Origin of the sequence: Microbacterium sp., from assembly GCF_040394595.1 — a bacterium.
Lineage (GTDB): Bacteria > Actinomycetota > Actinomycetes > Actinomycetales > Microbacteriaceae > Microbacterium.
In genome coordinates, this window is sequence record NZ_JBEBSA010000001.1 from 370,649 (window position 1) to 386,930 (window position 16,282).

The 16,282-nt window shown below is 70.0% G+C and carries 17 protein-coding genes and 1 tRNA gene; 12 read left to right on the forward strand and 6 right to left on the reverse strand.

Translation table 11 applies throughout. From position 1 onward, the window contains the following. Positions 1-28: 28 nt before the first annotated feature. Positions 29-1,033: an N-acetylglucosamine kinase gene (locus ABWO84_RS01880; RefSeq protein ID WP_353111935.1), complete on the reverse strand. Its 1,005-nt coding sequence runs from the start codon at positions 1,031-1,033 to the stop codon at positions 29-31. Positions 1,034-1,108: 75 nt separating this feature from the next. Here ABWO84_RS01880 and ABWO84_RS01885 point away from each other — a divergent pair, with 75 nt between their 5' ends. From ABWO84_RS01885 to ABWO84_RS01910, 6 genes are all read left to right on the forward strand, one after another. Then, positions 1,109-2,056: a MurR/RpiR family transcriptional regulator gene (locus tag ABWO84_RS01885; RefSeq protein ID WP_353111937.1), complete on the forward strand. Its 948-nt coding sequence runs from the start codon at positions 1,109-1,111 to the stop codon at positions 2,054-2,056. After that, complete coding sequence (locus ABWO84_RS01890; RefSeq protein WP_353111939.1) at positions 2,053-2,805, forward strand: sugar isomerase domain-containing protein; 753 nt, start codon at positions 2,053-2,055, stop codon at positions 2,803-2,805. Before ABWO84_RS01885 ends, ABWO84_RS01890 begins: the two co-directional genes overlap by 4 nt. 96 nt (positions 2,806-2,901) lie before the next feature. Beyond that, positions 2,902-4,317: an N-acetylglucosamine/diacetylchitobiose ABC transporter substrate-binding protein gene (ngcE, locus tag ABWO84_RS01895; protein WP_353111941.1), complete on the forward strand. Its 1,416-nt coding sequence runs from the start codon at positions 2,902-2,904 to the stop codon at positions 4,315-4,317. Beyond that, a complete protein-coding gene (locus tag ABWO84_RS01900; protein ID WP_353111943.1) occupies positions 4,314-5,339 on the forward strand; it encodes a carbohydrate ABC transporter permease in 1,026 nt (341 codons plus the stop codon). The genes ngcE and ABWO84_RS01900 overlap by 4 nt, the downstream gene beginning before the upstream one ends. A gap of 26 nt (positions 5,340-5,365) precedes the next feature. After that, positions 5,366-6,247, forward strand: a complete 882-nt coding sequence (locus ABWO84_RS01905; protein ID WP_353112288.1) for a carbohydrate ABC transporter permease — start codon at positions 5,366-5,368, stop codon at positions 6,245-6,247. A gap of 271 nt (positions 6,248-6,518) precedes the next feature. Further along, a tRNA-Arg gene (locus tag ABWO84_RS01910) sits at positions 6,519-6,591 on the forward strand. Between the two features lie 105 nt (positions 6,592-6,696). Here the strand turns inward: ABWO84_RS01910 and ABWO84_RS01915 are convergent. Next, the gene (locus tag ABWO84_RS01915) at positions 6,697-7,977 is read right to left on the reverse strand and encodes a hypothetical protein (RefSeq protein ID WP_353111945.1); all 1,281 of its coding nucleotides are present in this window, start codon (positions 7,975-7,977) and stop codon (positions 6,697-6,699) included. A 95-nt stretch (positions 7,978-8,072) separates the two neighbouring features. Here ABWO84_RS01915 and ABWO84_RS01920 point away from each other — a divergent pair, with 95 nt between their 5' ends. Then, positions 8,073-8,666 (forward strand): hypothetical protein, encoded by a 594-nt coding sequence (locus tag ABWO84_RS01920; RefSeq protein WP_353111947.1) that lies wholly within the window; start codon positions 8,073-8,075, stop codon positions 8,664-8,666. 105 nt (positions 8,667-8,771) lie between these two features. Then, positions 8,772-9,434 carry a DUF2510 domain-containing protein gene (locus ABWO84_RS01925; RefSeq protein ID WP_353111949.1) on the forward strand — a complete coding sequence of 221 codons (663 nt, stop codon included), beginning with the start codon at positions 8,772-8,774 and terminating at the stop codon, positions 9,432-9,434. 6 nt (positions 9,435-9,440) lie between these two features. On the opposite strand, the gene ABWO84_RS01930 is transcribed toward ABWO84_RS01925, so the two are convergent. The 3 genes from ABWO84_RS01930 to ABWO84_RS01940 are packed head-to-tail and all read right to left on the reverse strand — an operon-like array spanning position 9,441 to position 11,478. Further along, on the reverse strand, positions 9,441-9,833 hold the full coding sequence (locus ABWO84_RS01930) for a DUF1304 domain-containing protein (RefSeq protein WP_353111951.1): 393 nt from the start codon (positions 9,831-9,833) through the stop codon (positions 9,441-9,443). Between the two features lie 37 nt (positions 9,834-9,870). Then, on the reverse strand, positions 9,871-10,596 hold the full coding sequence (trmB, locus tag ABWO84_RS01935) for a tRNA (guanosine(46)-N7)-methyltransferase TrmB (RefSeq protein ID WP_353111953.1): 726 nt from the start codon (positions 10,594-10,596) through the stop codon (positions 9,871-9,873). A gap of 45 nt (positions 10,597-10,641) precedes the next feature. After that, positions 10,642-11,478, reverse strand: coding sequence for a DUF3097 domain-containing protein (locus ABWO84_RS01940; protein WP_353111955.1), 837 nt, complete (start codon positions 11,476-11,478; stop codon positions 10,642-10,644). 133 nt (positions 11,479-11,611) lie between these two features. Here ABWO84_RS01940 and ABWO84_RS01945 point away from each other — a divergent pair, with 133 nt between their 5' ends. From ABWO84_RS01945 to ABWO84_RS01960, 4 genes are all read left to right on the forward strand, one after another. Continuing rightward, complete coding sequence (locus ABWO84_RS01945) at positions 11,612-13,621, forward strand: TPM domain-containing protein (RefSeq protein ID WP_353111957.1); 2,010 nt, start codon at positions 11,612-11,614, stop codon at positions 13,619-13,621. Positions 13,622-13,687: 66 nt separating this feature from the next. After that, complete coding sequence (locus ABWO84_RS01950) at positions 13,688-14,428, forward strand: PspA/IM30 family protein (RefSeq protein ID WP_353111959.1); 741 nt, start codon at positions 13,688-13,690, stop codon at positions 14,426-14,428. A 58-nt stretch (positions 14,429-14,486) separates the two neighbouring features. Further along, positions 14,487-15,284: an arginase family protein gene (locus ABWO84_RS01955; RefSeq protein ID WP_353111961.1), complete on the forward strand. Its 798-nt coding sequence runs from the start codon at positions 14,487-14,489 to the stop codon at positions 15,282-15,284. Positions 15,285-15,320: 36 nt separating this feature from the next. Beyond that, positions 15,321-15,773, forward strand: a complete 453-nt coding sequence (locus ABWO84_RS01960) for a Fe-S oxidoreductase (protein ID WP_353111963.1) — start codon at positions 15,321-15,323, stop codon at positions 15,771-15,773. Positions 15,774-15,794: 21 nt separating this feature from the next. On the opposite strand, the gene ABWO84_RS01965 is transcribed toward ABWO84_RS01960, so the two are convergent. Next, positions 15,795-16,274: an SIP domain-containing protein gene (locus tag ABWO84_RS01965; RefSeq protein WP_353111965.1), complete on the reverse strand. Its 480-nt coding sequence runs from the start codon at positions 16,272-16,274 to the stop codon at positions 15,795-15,797. Positions 16,275-16,282: the final 8 nt, after the last annotated feature.

The following is a 16,282-nucleotide window of genomic DNA, read 5'->3' on the forward strand; positions in this document are numbered from 1 at the left end:
GGCGCCCCGACCCTCGCCGGGCCGGCTGCTACCGTGCGCGTGCCGCAGCCACGGAGGCCGACAGGATGGCGTGTCCTGCGGCGTCCAGGACCACCCCCGCATGACGGAGCGCGAGGTAGGCGGCGCCCACCACGCCGTCCCCCACCAGGCGGAGCTGCACGTCGGCGTCCCGCTCGGCGATCCTCCGCGAGAAAGTGTCGGAGAGCACACCGGGCTGGGCGAGCACGCTTCCGCCGACGACGAGCGGCCCCGTGCCGCGATGCACGGCCGTGAAGGTCTTCGCCAGCAGCTCCCCCGCCTCGACCAGGATCCGTCGCGACACGGCGTCGTCGGTCGCGGCGAACGCGAGCGGCGCGAGCCGGGAGAGCTCCACGGGACGGTGGAGGTAGATCTCGCGGATCAGCGCCTCCAGCTCGACCTGTCGCCCGTAGCCGAGCGGCTTGCCGGGCGCGATGTCGAAGGCGGCGAGCACCGCGGGCGTCAGAGACGTCGCCGGCCCCCTGCCGTCAAGCTCTTCGACCGCCGCCAGCGCCACGTGGTGGCCGATCCAGAAGCCGCTGCCCCGGTCCCCGAGCAGCCAGCCGAGGCCATCCGCGGTCGCGTCGATGTCGCCCTCGGCGACGCGGATCACCGCGGCTCCGGTGCCTGAGACGATCGCGTACCCCTCCGGCTCGGAGGCGCCCGAGTAGTACAGCGCGAGCAGGTCCGACTCGAACCCGAGGGCGCCGTCGATCCCGGCGCCGGCGAGGGCGTCGGCCAGCCACCCGCCCTCGCCCCTCGCACCGTGCCCTGCCATCGCAGCGGTGATCCCGCGCACCTCGTCGAGGCGCCGTCCGCCGGCGGCGACGGCCCGGGAGACCGCGTCGACGACGCTCTGTGCGGCCCGCTCGGGGCCGGCGGAGGTGGGGTTGCCGCTGCCGGATGCACCGTAGCCGATGCACCGCCCTGAGCGGTCGAGAAGGGTTGCGCGGGTGGAGGTTCCACCGGCGTCCACGCCGATGAGGAGTCCTTCGGAGACAGGTTGTGACGTCACTGTTGACCTTCGAGCCGATCGAGAATATCTTTCAGAAAGACGCTTACCAAACGTATGCGGTTTTCACTGGAGGCAATGGTGCCACGGACCCAGCGAGCGGGCAATGATGTCAGCATCGCACGGCGGATCGACGCCGGACGGTCGCGTATGCCCTCCGCCATGGCGCGTGTCGCCGATGTGGTCGAGCAGCACCCCTCCGCCCCTCTCGAGCTCACCATCACCGAGCTCGCCGAGCAGGCGCGCACGTCCGCGGCGACCGTCACGCGCTTCTGCCGGCTCATCGGCTTCGACGGCTACACGCAGTTCCGCGTGCGGGTCGCCTCGGAGATCGGGAGGGCGAGCGCGGAGTCCGAGAGCCCGCCCGCTCCCCGCCCCCGCCGGGACCTCGCGCCGGACGACCCGCCCGAGGTGCTGCGGCAGACGCTGCTGGAGACGCTCGTCCGCGCCTTGGAGAACACCGCGCAGGCGCTGGACCTCGAGGCCATCGAGTCGGCGGCCACCGAGGTCATCGGCGCCGAGCACCTCGACATCTACGGCGTCGGCGACTCGGGGATCATGGCCAACGCGCTGCAGTCGCGCCTCTACCGCATCGGCATCAACGCCCACTCCTGGACCGCCGTGCACGACGGACTCGCCTCAGCCGCCCTCAGCGGCCGCGGCAGCGTCGCGATCGGGATCTCCAACACCGGCCACACGGCCGACACCGTGCACATGCTCGCCGAGGCAGCCGCGTCCGGCGCTTTCACGATCGCCCTCACGCACGACGCCAGGTCGCCGATCGCGAAGGTCGCCGACGTCACGCTCGCCACGGCTGCGTACGTGCCGGGCCTCCGCCCGGACGACCTCTCGGTGAAGCATTCGCAGATGTTCGTGATCGACCTGCTGTACCTGCTGGTCGCCCAGCACGACTTCGACGCGGCGACAGCGCGGCTGAGCGCGACCTCGCGTGCGGTCGCCGCCCGCCGCCGCCCCCGCCGACACGGCACCCCCCGCCCCTATCGAGGAATCCAGGAGATCCGATGACCGCCACCCCCTCCGACCTGCTCCGCGAAGCGACCACCCGGCTGGAGCGCATCGCCGGCGATGCCGAGGCGGGCGCCCTCGACGGGGCGATCGCCCTGCTGACCGACGCGCTCCGCGGCGGCGGCGTCATCCACGCGTTCGGCACCGGGCACTCCGAGGCGTTCGCGATGGAGATCGCCGGACGGGCCGGCGGCCTCATCCCGACCAACAAGATCGCGCTCCGCGACCTCGTGCTGCACGGCGACCGCGAGGCGGAGATCCTCACGGGCTCACTGGAGCGCGAGCCGTGGCTGGTCGACGAGCTGATGGCGCTCACCCCGGTGGGAGAGAACGACGTGTTCGTCATCGCCTCGAACTCCGGCGTCAACGGCTCGATCGTCGGGGTCGCCCTCTGGGCGAAGGAGCACGGCCATCCGGTGATCGCGGTCACCAGCCTGCAGCACACCGCCCGTGTCGAGCCGAAGCACCCCAGCGGGAAGCGGCTGAGCGAGGTCGCCGACGTCGTGATCGACAACCTGGCCCCCTACGGCGACTCGACCCTCGAGGTCGCCGACGGCATCGGCGCCGGCGCGATCTCGTCCATCACGGCGGCGTTCATCGCGCAGTTGCTCACGCTCGGCGTGGCGAGGTCCATCGCCGAGTCGGGCGAGAAGCCGCCGATGTACATCTCGGCCAACATCCCGGGAGGAGACGAACACAATCACGCACTCGAAGAGCTCTATTCCGGTCGCATCAGGCGAGGCGCCTGAGACCATCCAGCGGAACAGCGCTCTCGTCCCGGCCGCGAGGCCACAACACCCAGAACCCCAGCGTCGGGGAAAACACCAAGGGAAGGTAGTCACAAGATGGAACTGGAGAACACCTCCATCAGCCGCAGGAACCTCCTGCGCGGAGCGATCGCCACCGCCGCACTGCTGCCGTTCGGCATGACCCTCGCCTCGTGCGCGGCGCCCGGCGGCGGCAACACCGGCGGCGGCGGAACCAAGGGCGAGGTCACGGCGGACAACCCGTTCGGCGTCGCGGCGAACTCGAAGGTCGACGCGGTCATCTTCAACGGCGGCTACGGCATCGACTACGTCGAGAACTCCGCCAAGATCATGGAGAAGGGGAAGACCAAGGTCACCGTCAAGGTCTCCTCCTCCACCAAGATCGCCCAAGAGCTGCAGCCGCGCTTCGTCGGCGGCAACCCGCCGGACCTCATCGACAACTCGGGCGCCAACTCGATCGGGTGGAACACCATCCTCGAGCAGCTCGAGGAGCTCGACGACGTGCTCGAGGCGAACAACCTCGAGGGCACGAAGATCAGCGAGACGCTGTACGGCGGCGTGAAGGACCCGGGCACCTTCGACGGGAAGTTCAAGGCGCTCAACTACGTCATGACCGTGTACGGCCTCTGGTACTCGGACAGCCTGTTCCAGGCGAACGGCTTCCAGGTGCCGAAGACCTGGGAGGACCTGCCCGCGCTCGGCGCGGCGGCGAAAGCCAAGGGCAAGTTCCTCTTCCTCTGGGGCAAGGAGGCGGCGACGTACTACAACACCTTCGTCATCGACTCCGCGGTCATCCAGTCGGGCGACGACGTGCGCCTCCCGCTGGAGAACCTGGACGCGAAGGCCTGGTCGCACCCCACGCTGCAGAGCATCCTGACGATCCTGTACGACCTCATCAAGTCGGGCTACATGAAGCCGGGCGGTGCGGGCACGCAGTTCACGCAGGCGCAGTCGCAGTGGAGCCTCGACCAGGCGGCGCTGCTCTACCCCTCGGGCTCGTGGATCGAGAACGAGATGAAGAAGCAGACCGCGCCGGACTTCAAGATGATGGGCATCCCCGAGCTGCCGCTCGACGGGAAGCAGACCACCCCGGCGGGCTTCATGCGCGCCGAGGCGGGCGAGCCGTTCATCGTCCCGTCGAAGGCCAAGAACCCGGCCGCGGGCAAGGAGCTGCTGCGCACCATGCTGTCGAAGGAGTCGGCCACCTGGTTCGCCCAGAACAAGCTGGCCCCGACGATCGTCAAGGGCACCGTCCCCGCGGACGGCTTCGGCTCGAGCGCGCTGGTCTCGCAGTCGAAGATGCTCGAGGCCGCGGGCGACAACGTGTTCACGATCAAGTCGACCAACCTGTACGGCATGAACTCCGACCAGCTGCCGATCTGGAACCAGTTCCTGGGCGGCGGCATGACGGTGGCCGATCTCACGAAGCAGCTGCAGGCGATCGTGGACAAGGTCCGCGAGGACAGCTCGGTCACGAAGATCGAGATCAAGTGAGCTACTCGACACCCAGCGGTGGACCGGGGCTGCAGACGGCCGCGGTCACCGCAGCACGCACGGGGCGACGCAGGTCGCCCCGTGCGGGGCTCCCGCGCAAGCTGACGCTGGACTACGTGTCGTTCCTGGTCGTGTTCCTCGGGATCCCGGTGGCGCTGTTCCTCGTCTTCGTGATCTCGCCGTTCGTCCAGGCGCTGTACTACTCGATGACGAACTGGACCGGCTTCTCGCCGAACATGCAGTTCGTCGGGCTGAACAATTTCGTCAAGCTGTTCCAGGACGCCACGTTCCTGCAGGCGATGGGCAACAACATCCTGCTCGCCATCATCGTCCCGCTGATCACGATCGTGATCGCCCTCGTCTTCGCGAGCATGATCACCGTCGGCGGGCCGAGCCACGGCCAGGTCCGCGGCCTGAAGGGCTCGAGCTTCTACCGCGTCGTCTCGTTCTTCCCCTACGTCATCCCCGCGATCGTCATCGCGATCCTCTGGAGCATGATCTACACGCCCAGCGGCCTGCTGAACGGCATCCTGGGCGCCGTCGGCCTCGACACCAACCAGTTCGCCTGGCTCGGCGAGCAGTCGACCGCGATGGGCGCCACGATCTTCGTGATCGTCTGGAGCATGGTCGGCTTCTACATGATCCTGTTCGTCGCCGCGATCAAGGGGATCCCCGCCGAGACGCTCGAGGCAGCGCGCATCGACGGCGCCGGCCGCTTCCGCACCGTCACGTCGATCCTGCTCCCGCAGATCCGCGACAACGTGCAGACCGCATACATCTACCTGGGGATCATGGCCCTGGACGCCTTCGTCTACATGGCCGGCCTGAACTCCACCGGCGGCCCCGGCAACAGCACCCTGGTGATGAGCCAGTACCTGTTCCGCACCGCCTTCGAGAAAGGTCAGTTCGGACTCGCGACCGCCATGGGCGTCGTGCTCGCGGTCATCACGCTGCTTTTCGCCGCTCTCGTGATCGGCGTGTTCCGCCTCATCGGCGGCAAGGACGAAGGGGGACGCTCGTGAGCACCGACACGCGCGCCGCGGTCACGATCGACCGGAAGGGCAAGAGGCCCGCGGACGGCACCAGGAAGACGAAGTCGACGACCGGCGACAAGGTCGTCGGCGGTGCGTCGCACGTCATCCTGGCCCTCTGGTCCCTCGTCGTGATCCTGCCGATGCTGTGGACCCTCATCGGCTCGTTCAAGACCACGAAGGAGATCTTCCAGTCCCCCTTCGGTCTGCCGAGCGAGTGGAACTTCAACAACTACGTCAGCGCCTGGGTGGGGAACAACTTCGGCGGCATGTTCGTGAACACGGTCATCGTCGTGGGCTGCGCGCTCGTGCTGGTGATGGTGCTCGGCGCCATGTGCGCCTACGTGCTCGCACGGTTCTCCCTGCCGGGCAGCCGGGTGATCTACTACCTGATGCTCGCCGGGCTCACCTTCCCGGTGTTCCTCGCGATCGTCCCGCTGTTCTTCATCCTGCAGGGGATGGGCCTGCTGAACACCCTCCCGGGCCTGATCATCACGTACGTGGCGTTCGCCCTGCCGTTCACGGTCTTCTTCCTGTTCTCGTTCTTCAAGTCGCTGCCGTACGAGATCCAAGAGGCCGCGTACGTCGACGGTGCGAGCGAATGGCGCACCTTCTTCCAGGTGATGCTGCCGATGGCGAAGCCCGGGATGGCGGCGGTCGCGATCATGAACTTCCTCGGGCTGTGGAACCAGTTCCTCCTGCCGATCTCGCTGAACGCCGACCAGGGCAACTACGTGCTGTCGCAGGGCATGGCGGCGTACGCCTCGTCCGCGGGGTACGCGCTCGATTTCGGCGAGATGTTCGCCGCCGTGATGATCACGATCATCCCGGTGCTGGTGGTCTACGTCCTGTTCCAGCGCCAACTGCAGGGATCGGTGTCCCAGGGGACCTCGAAGTAACCCCCTCAGGGCGGGGTCACGAAGAAACGTCGGACGACCCCGCCCTCATCATCCTCGCCTCCGCGTGCACGCGGCCGACACCGCAGGCGCTCCCCGCGCTGAGGGCGGGATCATCGACACGGGGGCGACGGGAAGAACCACCCCTCCACCGCCGGGCGCCGCTATCTCGCGGAGAAGCTCGCCGACGCCTTCGACGCGATGCACGCCACACCGGTGACGGTCGCCGTCGAGTCGGATGACACCTCTCAGCAGTGATAGGGTCGATCGGTACGCCTCCGTAGCTCAGCGGATAGAGCGCCGGTTTCCGGTACCGTAGGTCGCAGGTTCGATTCCTGTCGGGGGCACGTCCGAATCCATCTGAAACCCCGCCTGGTCCCAGGCGGGGTTTCGTCGTCCCGAAGGCCTGCCGCGCTGTGCGGAGCCGACGGGGAGACGGCCTCCGGAGGCCGTCAGCCCTCGTAGTCCTCCAGCACCAGGTCGGTCCGCTCTGTCTCGGCGTCGCGTACCCCGAAGGCGGCGAGCACCCGGCGCGCGATGCCCGTCTGGAGGGCGACGGCGAGCACGGATCCCGCGAGCCCGAGCGTCAGGCACACGCCGCCCACCCAGCCGGCGGCCTCGAAGGGGTTCACGGTGAGCCGCGCCGCATGCACGGCGATGTAGGTGAGCACCGACGCGGGGAGCGACACGGCGATGAGGGTGCGCGCCCAGCGGCGCGGGGCCGGATCGTCGCCGAGGACCACGCCCAGATCGGCGCGCGGCGGGCGCTCGTGCCGGATGTCCACCTCGCGGAGCATCCGCGCCAGCGCCCGGACGCGGAGGATCACGACGAGCCCGGTGATCGCGCTGCCGACCATCGCGATCGCCAGCCCGGCGGCGAACAGCATCACCCAGATGTAGAGCGTGTCCTGCAGCCATTGCGGCGGGGTCGATACCCGGCGCAGCGCGTCGTTCGGCTGCCAGGCGGTGAGGACGAAGAGCGCGGCGAACATCAGCGCCGTGCCCGGCCAGGTGACGATCCGGCCGATGAGCGCCACCCCGCGGAAGCCGGGGATCGGCGCGACGGCCATGCGGGAGGAGCGCGCGGCGGCTGCCTTGTCTGCGCGGAGCACGGCGCCGCGCGCCCACGCCTCCGCTGCGCGCCCGGAGGCGTCCTGGAGGCGGAGGTTCGCGGCGCCGCTCTGACGGCCGCCGTGGACGAGGAGCACGCCGATGAGCGTGATCACCGTGAAGAAGCCGAACATGATCGTCCCGACGCCCTCATCGTTCTTGAAGAACATGACGAAGAACGAGATGACGGCGAGAAGCCCGAAGACGGACAGCAGCACCCAGCCGATCGCGACGATCACGGCATTGTGGCTTCCTGCTCCGAGCTGGACGCGCTGATATCTCGGGGGCACGTCCCAGGGCGTCAGACGCGCACCGCGGTGCATGGACCGCAGCACGCCGATCTGCTCGGCGCGGTGCGCCATCGGCCACACGATGAGGAACAGTGCGATGGCCCCGAACACCACCCCGACCAGCACACGGGCGTCGTTGGGGAAGCCGAGGTCCTCGATCGGATAGGACGTCTGCTCGTGGAGCAGGCCCAGCACGAGTCCGATCACCAGCGTCACGCCGGCACCGAGGAGCACGCCGATGGAGATGTCGCGGAGGATCGCGGCCGTCGCGCCGAGGGCACCGGGCGGGTACGCGGCGAACCGCTCCTCGGCCCCCGTGCTCCTGCTCACCACGAATCCACTGTAGGCGCAGGCGCCGGCGCCGTATCGGCTCTGCCGTCATCCATTCGTGATGAACGTCCGTCCGAATCCTCGGTTACATTCGGAACATGGCCCGAATCCCGATCCGCCGTCTCGCCGTCGCGCCCGTTCTCGCCGCGCTCGCGCTGAGCCTGAGCGGATGTCTCTGGGCCGCGATCCCCTCCGAGTACATCGGGTTCGCGGACGCCGACGAGGAGACCTCGACCCCGGACTCGGAGCCGCAGGCCGCCGGCGATTGGAACGTCCTCCCCTCCTGCGAGGTCGATGACGCGACGGCCTGGGTGCTGCTCGACGATTTCCCCCGGAAGCAGGTCGAAGACGCGGAGCTGTTCCCGGTGTGCGGCGACATCTGGCATCCCCTCGGAGAGGAGGCCTTCGCCAGCATCGCCCTCGACTCCGTGGGCGTCGACCAGCTCGAGGAGATGGGTTCTCTGCTGGAGGACGCCGGCTACGAGCTGTCCTTCGACGACTTCGATCCCGAGGCGTCGTCCGACGAGGGCTACTACGGTGCACGCGACTACTACCTGAACGGGGACGACTCCCCCGGCTTCACGCGGGTCGCGCTCGAGATCTACCCGTCGGACGAGGAGCCGGGCGAGTGGACGGTGTACGTCGACTACCTCGCCCCCTCCACGCGGGAGCTCACGAAGTCGTCCGTCTGACGGCCCGGAGCCCGAAGAGGTCGGCGCGCGTCGAGCGCCGCCGTCGCGAAACCCGGTCGGTCCGATACGGTGAGGCCGAGGGACATTCTCCGAGAGGACGCCATCATGACGCAGCCCGCCGCACCCGCGCCGCCCGGATGGTACCCGGACGCGACAGGAACCCTCAGATGGTGGGACGGCGTCGCCTGGTCCGCCGCGGCGATGTCCGCCCCGGCGCCCATCGGTCCCGAGCCGGTCCGGCCCGTGCCGCAGGGCACGAGGGTGAACACGGTGTGGATCTGGCTGGTCGTCGCCGTGCCCGCGCTGCAGGCGATCATCGCCGCCGGCTCCCTCGTGCTCATGCAGCAGTCCATGACCACGATGCTGCAGGAGATGCAGAATGCGCTGATCGACTCCGGCCGCATCGAGGCGAACGGAGTCGCGGTCTGGATGAACGCGATGACATCGGCGATGGGCGGGCTGACGGCGCTCTCGCTCCTGTCCTTCGTCCTCTACGGCGTCGGCGTCGTGTTCGCCGCGCTGGACCACCAGGAGCTGGGCAGGCTGGGCTATCAGAGGCGCTTCCACTGGGCGTGGAACTTCCTGAGCCCCGTCTATCCGATCGGCCGGTCGATCGTGGTGCGGCGGCAGGCCGGGCGCGGCGTCGCGCCGATGTGGGTCGCGATCGCCATCACCGCCGCCACCTGGATCGGCAGCGTGATCTGGTCGTTCGTGCTCATGCAGAGCATCCTGTCGGCGACGCTGAACACTGTGACGCAGTTCTCCTGAACGCGATCAGGCCAGCGCGGCGCCGATCCCGGTCGCGATGACCGCGAGCAGCGGGAGCATCCCCTGCATCGCGGCTGCCCGCGCCTTCGAGCCGTCGGAGAGGACGAGCACCAGTGCCGCGGCGAGCATCGTGCCGGTGCCCGCGAGCACCAGGGCGACCCCCGCGGGAAGGAGCCCCACGGCGACGAGGACGACGCCGACGAGCGTCATCAGCGCGAGGAACAGGTTGTAGAAGCCCTGGTTGAACGCCAGCTGCTTCATCGTGTTGGCGTCCTCCTCGCTCTGCACGCCGAAGACGCGGCGCGTGGACGGCTCGGTCCACCGCATCGACTCGAGCACGAAGATGAAGACGTGGAACGCGGCGGCGGCCGCGGCGAGGACGAGTCCGGCGATCAGCATCCGTCGATTCTCCTCCCGGCCGGACCCGTGCGCCAGCTCAGCCCTTCGACACCTTCCGGTACGCCAGGTCGCGGATCTCCCGCCCCTTCGCGATCCCCTTGCGCTCGAAGGCGGTCATGACCCTCCCGTCGAAGCGTTCGGCCCAGTCCCCGTCGAAGGCGCGCTCGAACCCGGGTGCCGCGTCGAGCACCTCCCGCATCTGCAGGGCGTAGTCCTCCCAGTCCGTCGCGAGGCGCAGGGTCCCTCCGCCGGCGAGTGCACGGGCGACGGTCTGCGGGAATCCGGGGCGCACCAGGCGGCGTTTGGTGTGGCGCTTCTTGTGCCACGGGTCGGGGAAGAAGATCCAGACCTCCTCCGCACGCCCCTCCGGCAGATAGGTCGACAGCACCTCCGGTGCGTTCGCCTCGATCAGGCGGAGGTTGACCGCGCCCGCCTTGTCCGCGTCGAGCATCGTCCGGGCGAGCCCGGCGCGGAAGACCTCGACGGCGAGGAAGTCGTCGTCCGGTCGCGTGGATGCGGCGTGGACGATCGCATGCCCCTGCCCAGACCCGATCTCGACGATCAGACGACCGTCGCGGCCGTACTCCGCGGCGGGGTCGAGACGCGCCTCGGGGTGCACCGAGGTCCAGGCGACATCGCGCGGCACCTCGAGCAGATACCGGGGCGACAGCTCGGCGAACGCGCGCTCCTGCGCCTCCGACATCCGCCCGGAACGACGGACGAAGGACACCGGCTCATCGCGGAAGGTGCGGGGTTCAGGCATTGCTCCAGGGTATTCGGTCCGCGGAGCCGCGAGCCCCCACGGCGCTCAGGCCGGAGCCGTGACGAAGTCGATGAGCTCCTCGACCCGGCCCAGGAGGGAGGGCTCCAGGTCACGATAGGACGAGACGCGCGAAAGGATGCGCTTCCAGGCGTGGGCGATGTCCGCCTGCGACTCGGCAGGCCATCCGAACGCCCGGCAGATGCCGGTCTTCCAGTCCGTGCCGCGCGGGATCTGCGGCCACGCGCGGATCCCGAGCGCCGCGGGTGTCACGCACTGCCAGACGTCGACGTACGGATGCCCGACGATGCGCAGGTGCGCCCCGTGCGGGCCCCGCAGGATCTGCTCGACGATGCGCGACTCCTTCGAGCCGGGGACGAGGTGGTCGACGAGCACGCCGTACCGGCGATCGTCCGACGGCGGCGCCTCGGCCAGCAGGTCGTCGAGGAGGTCGATCCCCTGCAGGTACTCGACCACCACGCCCTCGACCCGCAGGTCGTCGCCCCATACCTTCTCGACGAGCTCGGCGTCGTGCCGCCCTTCGACGAGGATGCGGCTGGGCAGCGCCGTGCGCGCCCGCGCGTCCGCGACGGCGAACGACCCCGACGCCGTGCGCGCCGGCCCCTTCGCCCTGGCCGCCGGCGGGACCAGTCGCACCGGCTCGCCGTCGATCATGAACCCGGCGCCGAGGGGGAAGCTGCGCGTGCGCCCCTTCCAGTCCTCCAGCTCCACCATCCCGGCCTCGACCCGCGTCACCGCGCCACAGAACCCGTCGGCGGCGACCTCGACCACGAGATCCATCTCCGCGGGCACGTCGGAAGACTTCTTGAAGGCCTTCTCCCGCCATCCCGGGGCGAGCACATCGGTTCCGTACCGGTCGTCCATGCCGTCCAGCGTATGCGTCGCCTCGGCGCGCTTCGCGGAGGGCGGACGGCGATTGGAGTTCTCACCTGTCGCGCATAGGCGGCAGTGCATAGACTCCTATCAAACGGCTTGCCCCCGGCGCGGAGGAGACGGAATGCGGACTCGCTGGTCGATCGTGCTGGGCATCGTGCTGGCGTTCTTCGCGACGGGACTGGGCGTCCCCGCGGCGTCGGCGACCGCCCCCGTCGCGCTCGAGTCCGGCTTCGTCACGGATACGTCCCACACCCTCAGCTCCGCGGACAGGGCAGCGGCGGAGAAACGGCTCACCGAGCTGTCCGAGAAGTCCGGGCTGGACCTCTACGTCGTCTTCGTCGACGCCTTCACGAGCCCCGACGACGCCCAGCAGTGGGCGGACGCCGTCGCGGAGAAGGCCGGCCTCGGTGCACGCCAGTACGTGCTCGCCATCGCCGTGGAGCAGCGCAACTACTACATCTCCGCCGACGGCGGCGGCCCGATGACCGACTCCCAGCTCGATCAGATCGAGCAGGACATCAGACCGCTGCTGCGCAGCGGCGACTGGCTCGGCGCGGTGGAGAAGACGGCCGACGAGTTCCAGGGGGACGGCGGAGCCGGCATCCTGGTGTTCCTCGGCGTGCTCGTGGCGATCGCGATCGTGATCGTGGTCGTCTGGCTGATCGTGCGGGCGAGGAAGGCCGCGGCGCGACGCAAGCGCGGGGCGATGCCGGAGGTCGCCGACCCGAACGACCCGTACTCCACGATCACCGACGACGAGCTCGCGGCCCGGGCGGGCTCGGCGCTCGTCCAGGCCGACGACGCGCTCACGTCGAGCCGCGAGGAGCTCGGCTTCGCGGTCGCGGAGTTCGGCGAGGGCTCGACGGCGATGTTCACCGACGCCCTCGACGACGCCAAGGAGCGCGTGTCCGATGCGTTCGCGATCAAGCAGCAGCTCGACGACGAGATCCCGGACACCGTCGATCAGCGCCGCGCCTGGCATATCCAGATCATCGAGCTCTGCAAGGAGGCGGCAGACCTTCTCGACGGGAACGCCGACGCCTTCGACGAGCTCCGCAAGCTCGAGCAGGACGCTCCGGCCGCGCTCGAGCGCGTCCGCACCCGTCGCGGTGAGCTGCAGACGCTGCTCCCCACCATCGCGCCGGCCCTCGCCGCCCTCGCCGGGAAGTACGACCAGCAGGCGCTCAGCACCGTCGCGGACAACGCCGCACAGGCACAGGAGCGCGCCGCCCTCGCCGACCGGTCGATCGACGCGGCGGTCACCGCTCTCACCGCAGGCCGCAACGGGGAAGCCGCCTTCGCGATCAGGACCGCGGAGCAGGCTCTGGCGCAGGGCGCCCAGCTGGCCGGCGCCGTCACCGGCCTCGGCTCCGACCTCGAGGCGATCGAGCAGCAGGCCAGGGCCCTCATCGCGGACATGCAGGGAGACCTGGTCACGGCGTCTCAGCTGCCCGATCCCGGTTCGCTGTCGCCCGTCGTCGCCTCGACGAAGCAGCTCCTCGATCAGGCCGCGGCCAACCTCGACGGGGCCGCACGCAGCCCGCAGCGGATGCTCGAGTCGCTGACCGCCGCGAACACCCAGATCGACGGCGCGATCGCCCAGGTGCGCGAAGGCGTGGCCCGCGCCCAGCGGGCCCAGCAGATGCTGCAGCAGCAGATCCTGCAGGCGCAGGCTCAGATCCGCGCCGCCCACGAGTTCATCGACACCCGCCGCGGCAGCATCGGCTCGACGGCGCGCACACGTCTCGCCGACGCCGAGGCCGCGCTCGACCAGGCCGTCGCTCTCCAGGCCACCTCCCCGGAGCAGGCGCTCCCCCTCGCCTCCCGCGCCCTCGGCAGCGCCCAGCAGGCGATCTCCGCCGCCCAGAACGACGTCTCCGGGTTCGGCGGCGGCGGGTGGGGCGATCCCTTCGGTGGCGGCGGGAACCGCGGCGGGGGCGACCTCGCCGGAGACATCCTCGGCGGTATCATCGGCGGCCTCATCGCCTCCGGAGGCTCCCGAGGCTCGCACGGCGGCGGTTGGCGCTCCTCGGGGAGCGGGTTCCGCACCGGCGGGTTCGGCGGCGGCTTCCGCAGCGGCGGGGGCGGTGGCGGCGGAGGCCGCGGTCGCTCCGGCGGCGGCAGGTTCTGATCCGAGACACCGACCCCCGACTCCCCGTCCCTCGAAACCTCGAAAGTCCTACGAAAGGAAGAAACCATGGCCAAAGAGTCCATCTTCGGTCGCATCTCCACTCTGGTGAAGGCGAACATCAACGCACTCCTCGACTCCGCCGAGGACCCGCAGAAGATGCTCGACCAGCTGGTGCGCGACTACACGAACAACATCGCGGACGCCGAGTCGGCGATCGCCGAGACGATCGGCAACCTGCGTCTGCTCGAGCGCGACCACGAAGAGGACGTGCAGTCGGCGACGGAATGGGGCAACAAGGCGCTGGCGGCGAGCCGCAAGGCCGACGAGCTCCGCGGCAGCGGCAACGCCGCCGACGCGGACAAGTTCGACAGCCTCGCCAAGATCGCCCTGCAGCGCCAGATCGGGTCGGAGCGCGAGGCGAAGGCGGCCGAACCGCAGATCGCGGCGCAGACCGAGATCGTCGACAAGCTCAAGGGCGGCCTCAACGGCATGAAGGAGAAGCTCGAGCAGCTCAAGACGAAGCGCAGCGAGCTCCTCGCCCGCGCCAAGGTCGCCGAGGCGCAGACCAAGGTGCAGGACGCCATTGGCTCGATCAACGTGCTCGACCCGACCAGCGAGCTGGGACGCTTCGAGGACAAGATCCGTCGCCAGGAGGCCATCGCCCAGGGCAAGGCCGAGATCGCGGCGTCGTCGCTCGACGCACAGTTCGAGAGCCTGGAAGACCTCGGCGAGCTGACCGAGGTCGAGGCCCGTCTCGCCGAGCTGAAGTCCGGCGGCAAGCCGCAGGCCGCGCTCGAGGCCGAGTGATCCCCCGGGGCGGGCGGCGCCCTCGCCGCCCGCCCCTCCCCTTCGGAACCGCATTCCCATGACCCGTTTCCTCGTCATCCCGCAGTGGCAGGGCTCCCCTGCCGCGCGGGCCATGCTCCTCGCCGACGGTGCGCTCGCGATCGCCGGCGACCTTCCGCGGGCCGCGACGACGGTGCTCGACGTGCCGATCGAGGCCGGCGAGTCGCTCGGCACCGGCGTGCACCGGCTCAGCTCCCTGCGGCGGATCCGTGCGCAGGTGCAGGACGCCGGGACGGAGGGCACGGTCGTCATCGGCGGTGACTGCGGCGTCGCGGTCGCCGCACTCGCGGCACAGGACACGTCCGGCCTCGCAGTGCTCTGGTGCGACGCCCATCCGGATCTGCACGATCCGGACACCTCCCCGTCCGGCGCGTTCTCCGGGATGGCGCTGCGCGCGGTGCTCGGTGAGGGCGAGCCGCAACTCGTCCTGAGCCCTGGCATCCCCCGCGATCGCGTCCTCGTCGCCGGGGCTCGCGCGATCGACGATGCCGAAAGCCCCGAGCTCGACCGGCTGTCGGTCCTGTCGGCGGCCGATCTCACCGACCCGGAGAGCCTGCGTCGCGCGGTAGCCGATACCGGCGCCGGCCGCGTGTGGGTGCACATCGACGTGGACGTGCTCGACCCGTCGGAGTTCTCCGGGGTCTCCGACGCCGAGCCCTTCGGCGTCTCCGTCTCGGCTCTCGTCGCCGCGATCCGCGCGCTGCGCGAATCCGTCCCTCTGGCGGGCGCGTCGATCACCGGATTCGCCCCGCGCAGCCCGGCGGATGCGGTCGACGACCTCGGCGCGATTCTCCGTCTCGTCGGTGCGGTGGCCTGAGGACGGCACCGCACCGTGCGCGGATAGACTTCCCCCATGCCCGACGCCCGCCCTCCGTACACCGACGGACGCGAGCAGCAGGAGATCCTCGACCGCGGACGCCGCGCCGACCTGCGGATCCCGTCCTTCCTCCTGCGCTCCCCCCTCAGCAGGCTCGGCTATCTGTGGGGCACGGCGGTCGGCTGGGCGTGGGGCTCTCTGTGGAGCACGGGTCCCGTCGAGAGGCGCAACGGGCTCTGGGTGTTCCGCGGAATGCCCGGATGGGCCTACGGCCGCGGGGGCGTGTGCGTCGGCGGCTGCTATCTCACCGGAGACGTCGATCCGGGCGATGACGTGCTGCGGCACGAAGCGGTGCACAAGGCGCAATGGCTGCGGTACGGCTTCCTGATGCCCCTCCTGTACCTCTTCGCCGGACGCGATGCACTGCGCAACCGCTTCGAGATCGAGGCCGGCCTCGAAGACGGCGGATATCTGCCGCGATCCCGCTGAGGCCCGTCCGCAACGAAGACGTCAGCGACGCTCGGCGAGCAGTCCGAAGTGCTCGGGCGCGTGGATCGACGCCGCGTCCACACCGAGCGACTCGGTGAGGTGGTCGACGATGTCCGCCGTGCCGAGGAATCCGCCGAGCAGGATCACCTGGGCGCGGGGCGCGGAGCCGTCGTCGTCACAGAACATCTCGTCCGCCCAGGCGTTCGCCGCGCGGCTGACCGCCTCTCCGGCCCCGCAGCGGCGACCGGTGCCGGGGGCGCCGGAACGACGGGAGCGGGGAAGCCAGGTGACGGTCATCCGGGGCGGCGCGGAGACCGCGGCCACGTCGGACTCCTCGGGGACCTCGATGAACACCCGTCCGACGGCGCAGAGCGGCAGCGTGGACAGTGCGGCCTCGAGCTCGGCGAGGGAGTTCTCGTCGGCGGTGATGAGGTGCTGCGCATGCGGACGACGAGCGGCGCGTCGTGCCGCCCGCGTGGTCGTGGTGATTGCAGAGGTCATTTCTCCAC

Bases quoted from the DNA above. Each gene is read 5' to 3' on its own strand.
- ABWO84_RS01885 (WP_353111937.1), top strand. From the start codon at position 1,109: ATGGTGCCACGGACCCAGCGAGCGGGCAATGATGTCAGCATCGCACGG.
- ABWO84_RS01890 (WP_353111939.1), top strand. From the start codon at position 2,053: ATGACCGCCACCCCCTCCGACCTGCTCCGCGAAGCGACCACCCGGCTG.
- ngcE (WP_353111941.1), top strand. From the start codon at position 2,902: ATGGAACTGGAGAACACCTCCATCAGCCGCAGGAACCTCCTGCGCGGA.
- ABWO84_RS01920 (WP_353111947.1), top strand. From the start codon at position 8,073: ATGGCCCGAATCCCGATCCGCCGTCTCGCCGTCGCGCCCGTTCTCGCC.
- ABWO84_RS01925 (WP_353111949.1), top strand. From the start codon at position 8,772: ATGACGCAGCCCGCCGCACCCGCGCCGCCCGGATGGTACCCGGACGCG.
- ABWO84_RS01930 (WP_353111951.1), bottom strand. From the start codon at position 9,833: ATGCTGATCGCCGGACTCGTCCTCGCCGCGGCCGCCGCCGCGTTCCAC.
- trmB (WP_353111953.1), bottom strand. From the start codon at position 10,596: ATGCCTGAACCCCGCACCTTCCGCGATGAGCCGGTGTCCTTCGTCCGT.
- ABWO84_RS01940 (WP_353111955.1), bottom strand. From the start codon at position 11,478: ATGGACGACCGGTACGGAACCGATGTGCTCGCCCCGGGATGGCGGGAG.
- ABWO84_RS01945 (WP_353111957.1), top strand. From the start codon at position 11,612: ATGCGGACTCGCTGGTCGATCGTGCTGGGCATCGTGCTGGCGTTCTTC.
- ABWO84_RS01950 (WP_353111959.1), top strand. From the start codon at position 13,688: ATGGCCAAAGAGTCCATCTTCGGTCGCATCTCCACTCTGGTGAAGGCG.
- ABWO84_RS01955 (WP_353111961.1), top strand. From the start codon at position 14,487: ATGACCCGTTTCCTCGTCATCCCGCAGTGGCAGGGCTCCCCTGCCGCG.
- ABWO84_RS01960 (WP_353111963.1), top strand. From the start codon at position 15,321: ATGCCCGACGCCCGCCCTCCGTACACCGACGGACGCGAGCAGCAGGAG.
- ABWO84_RS01965 (WP_353111965.1), bottom strand. From the start codon at position 16,274: ATGACCTCTGCAATCACCACGACCACGCGGGCGGCACGACGCGCCGCT.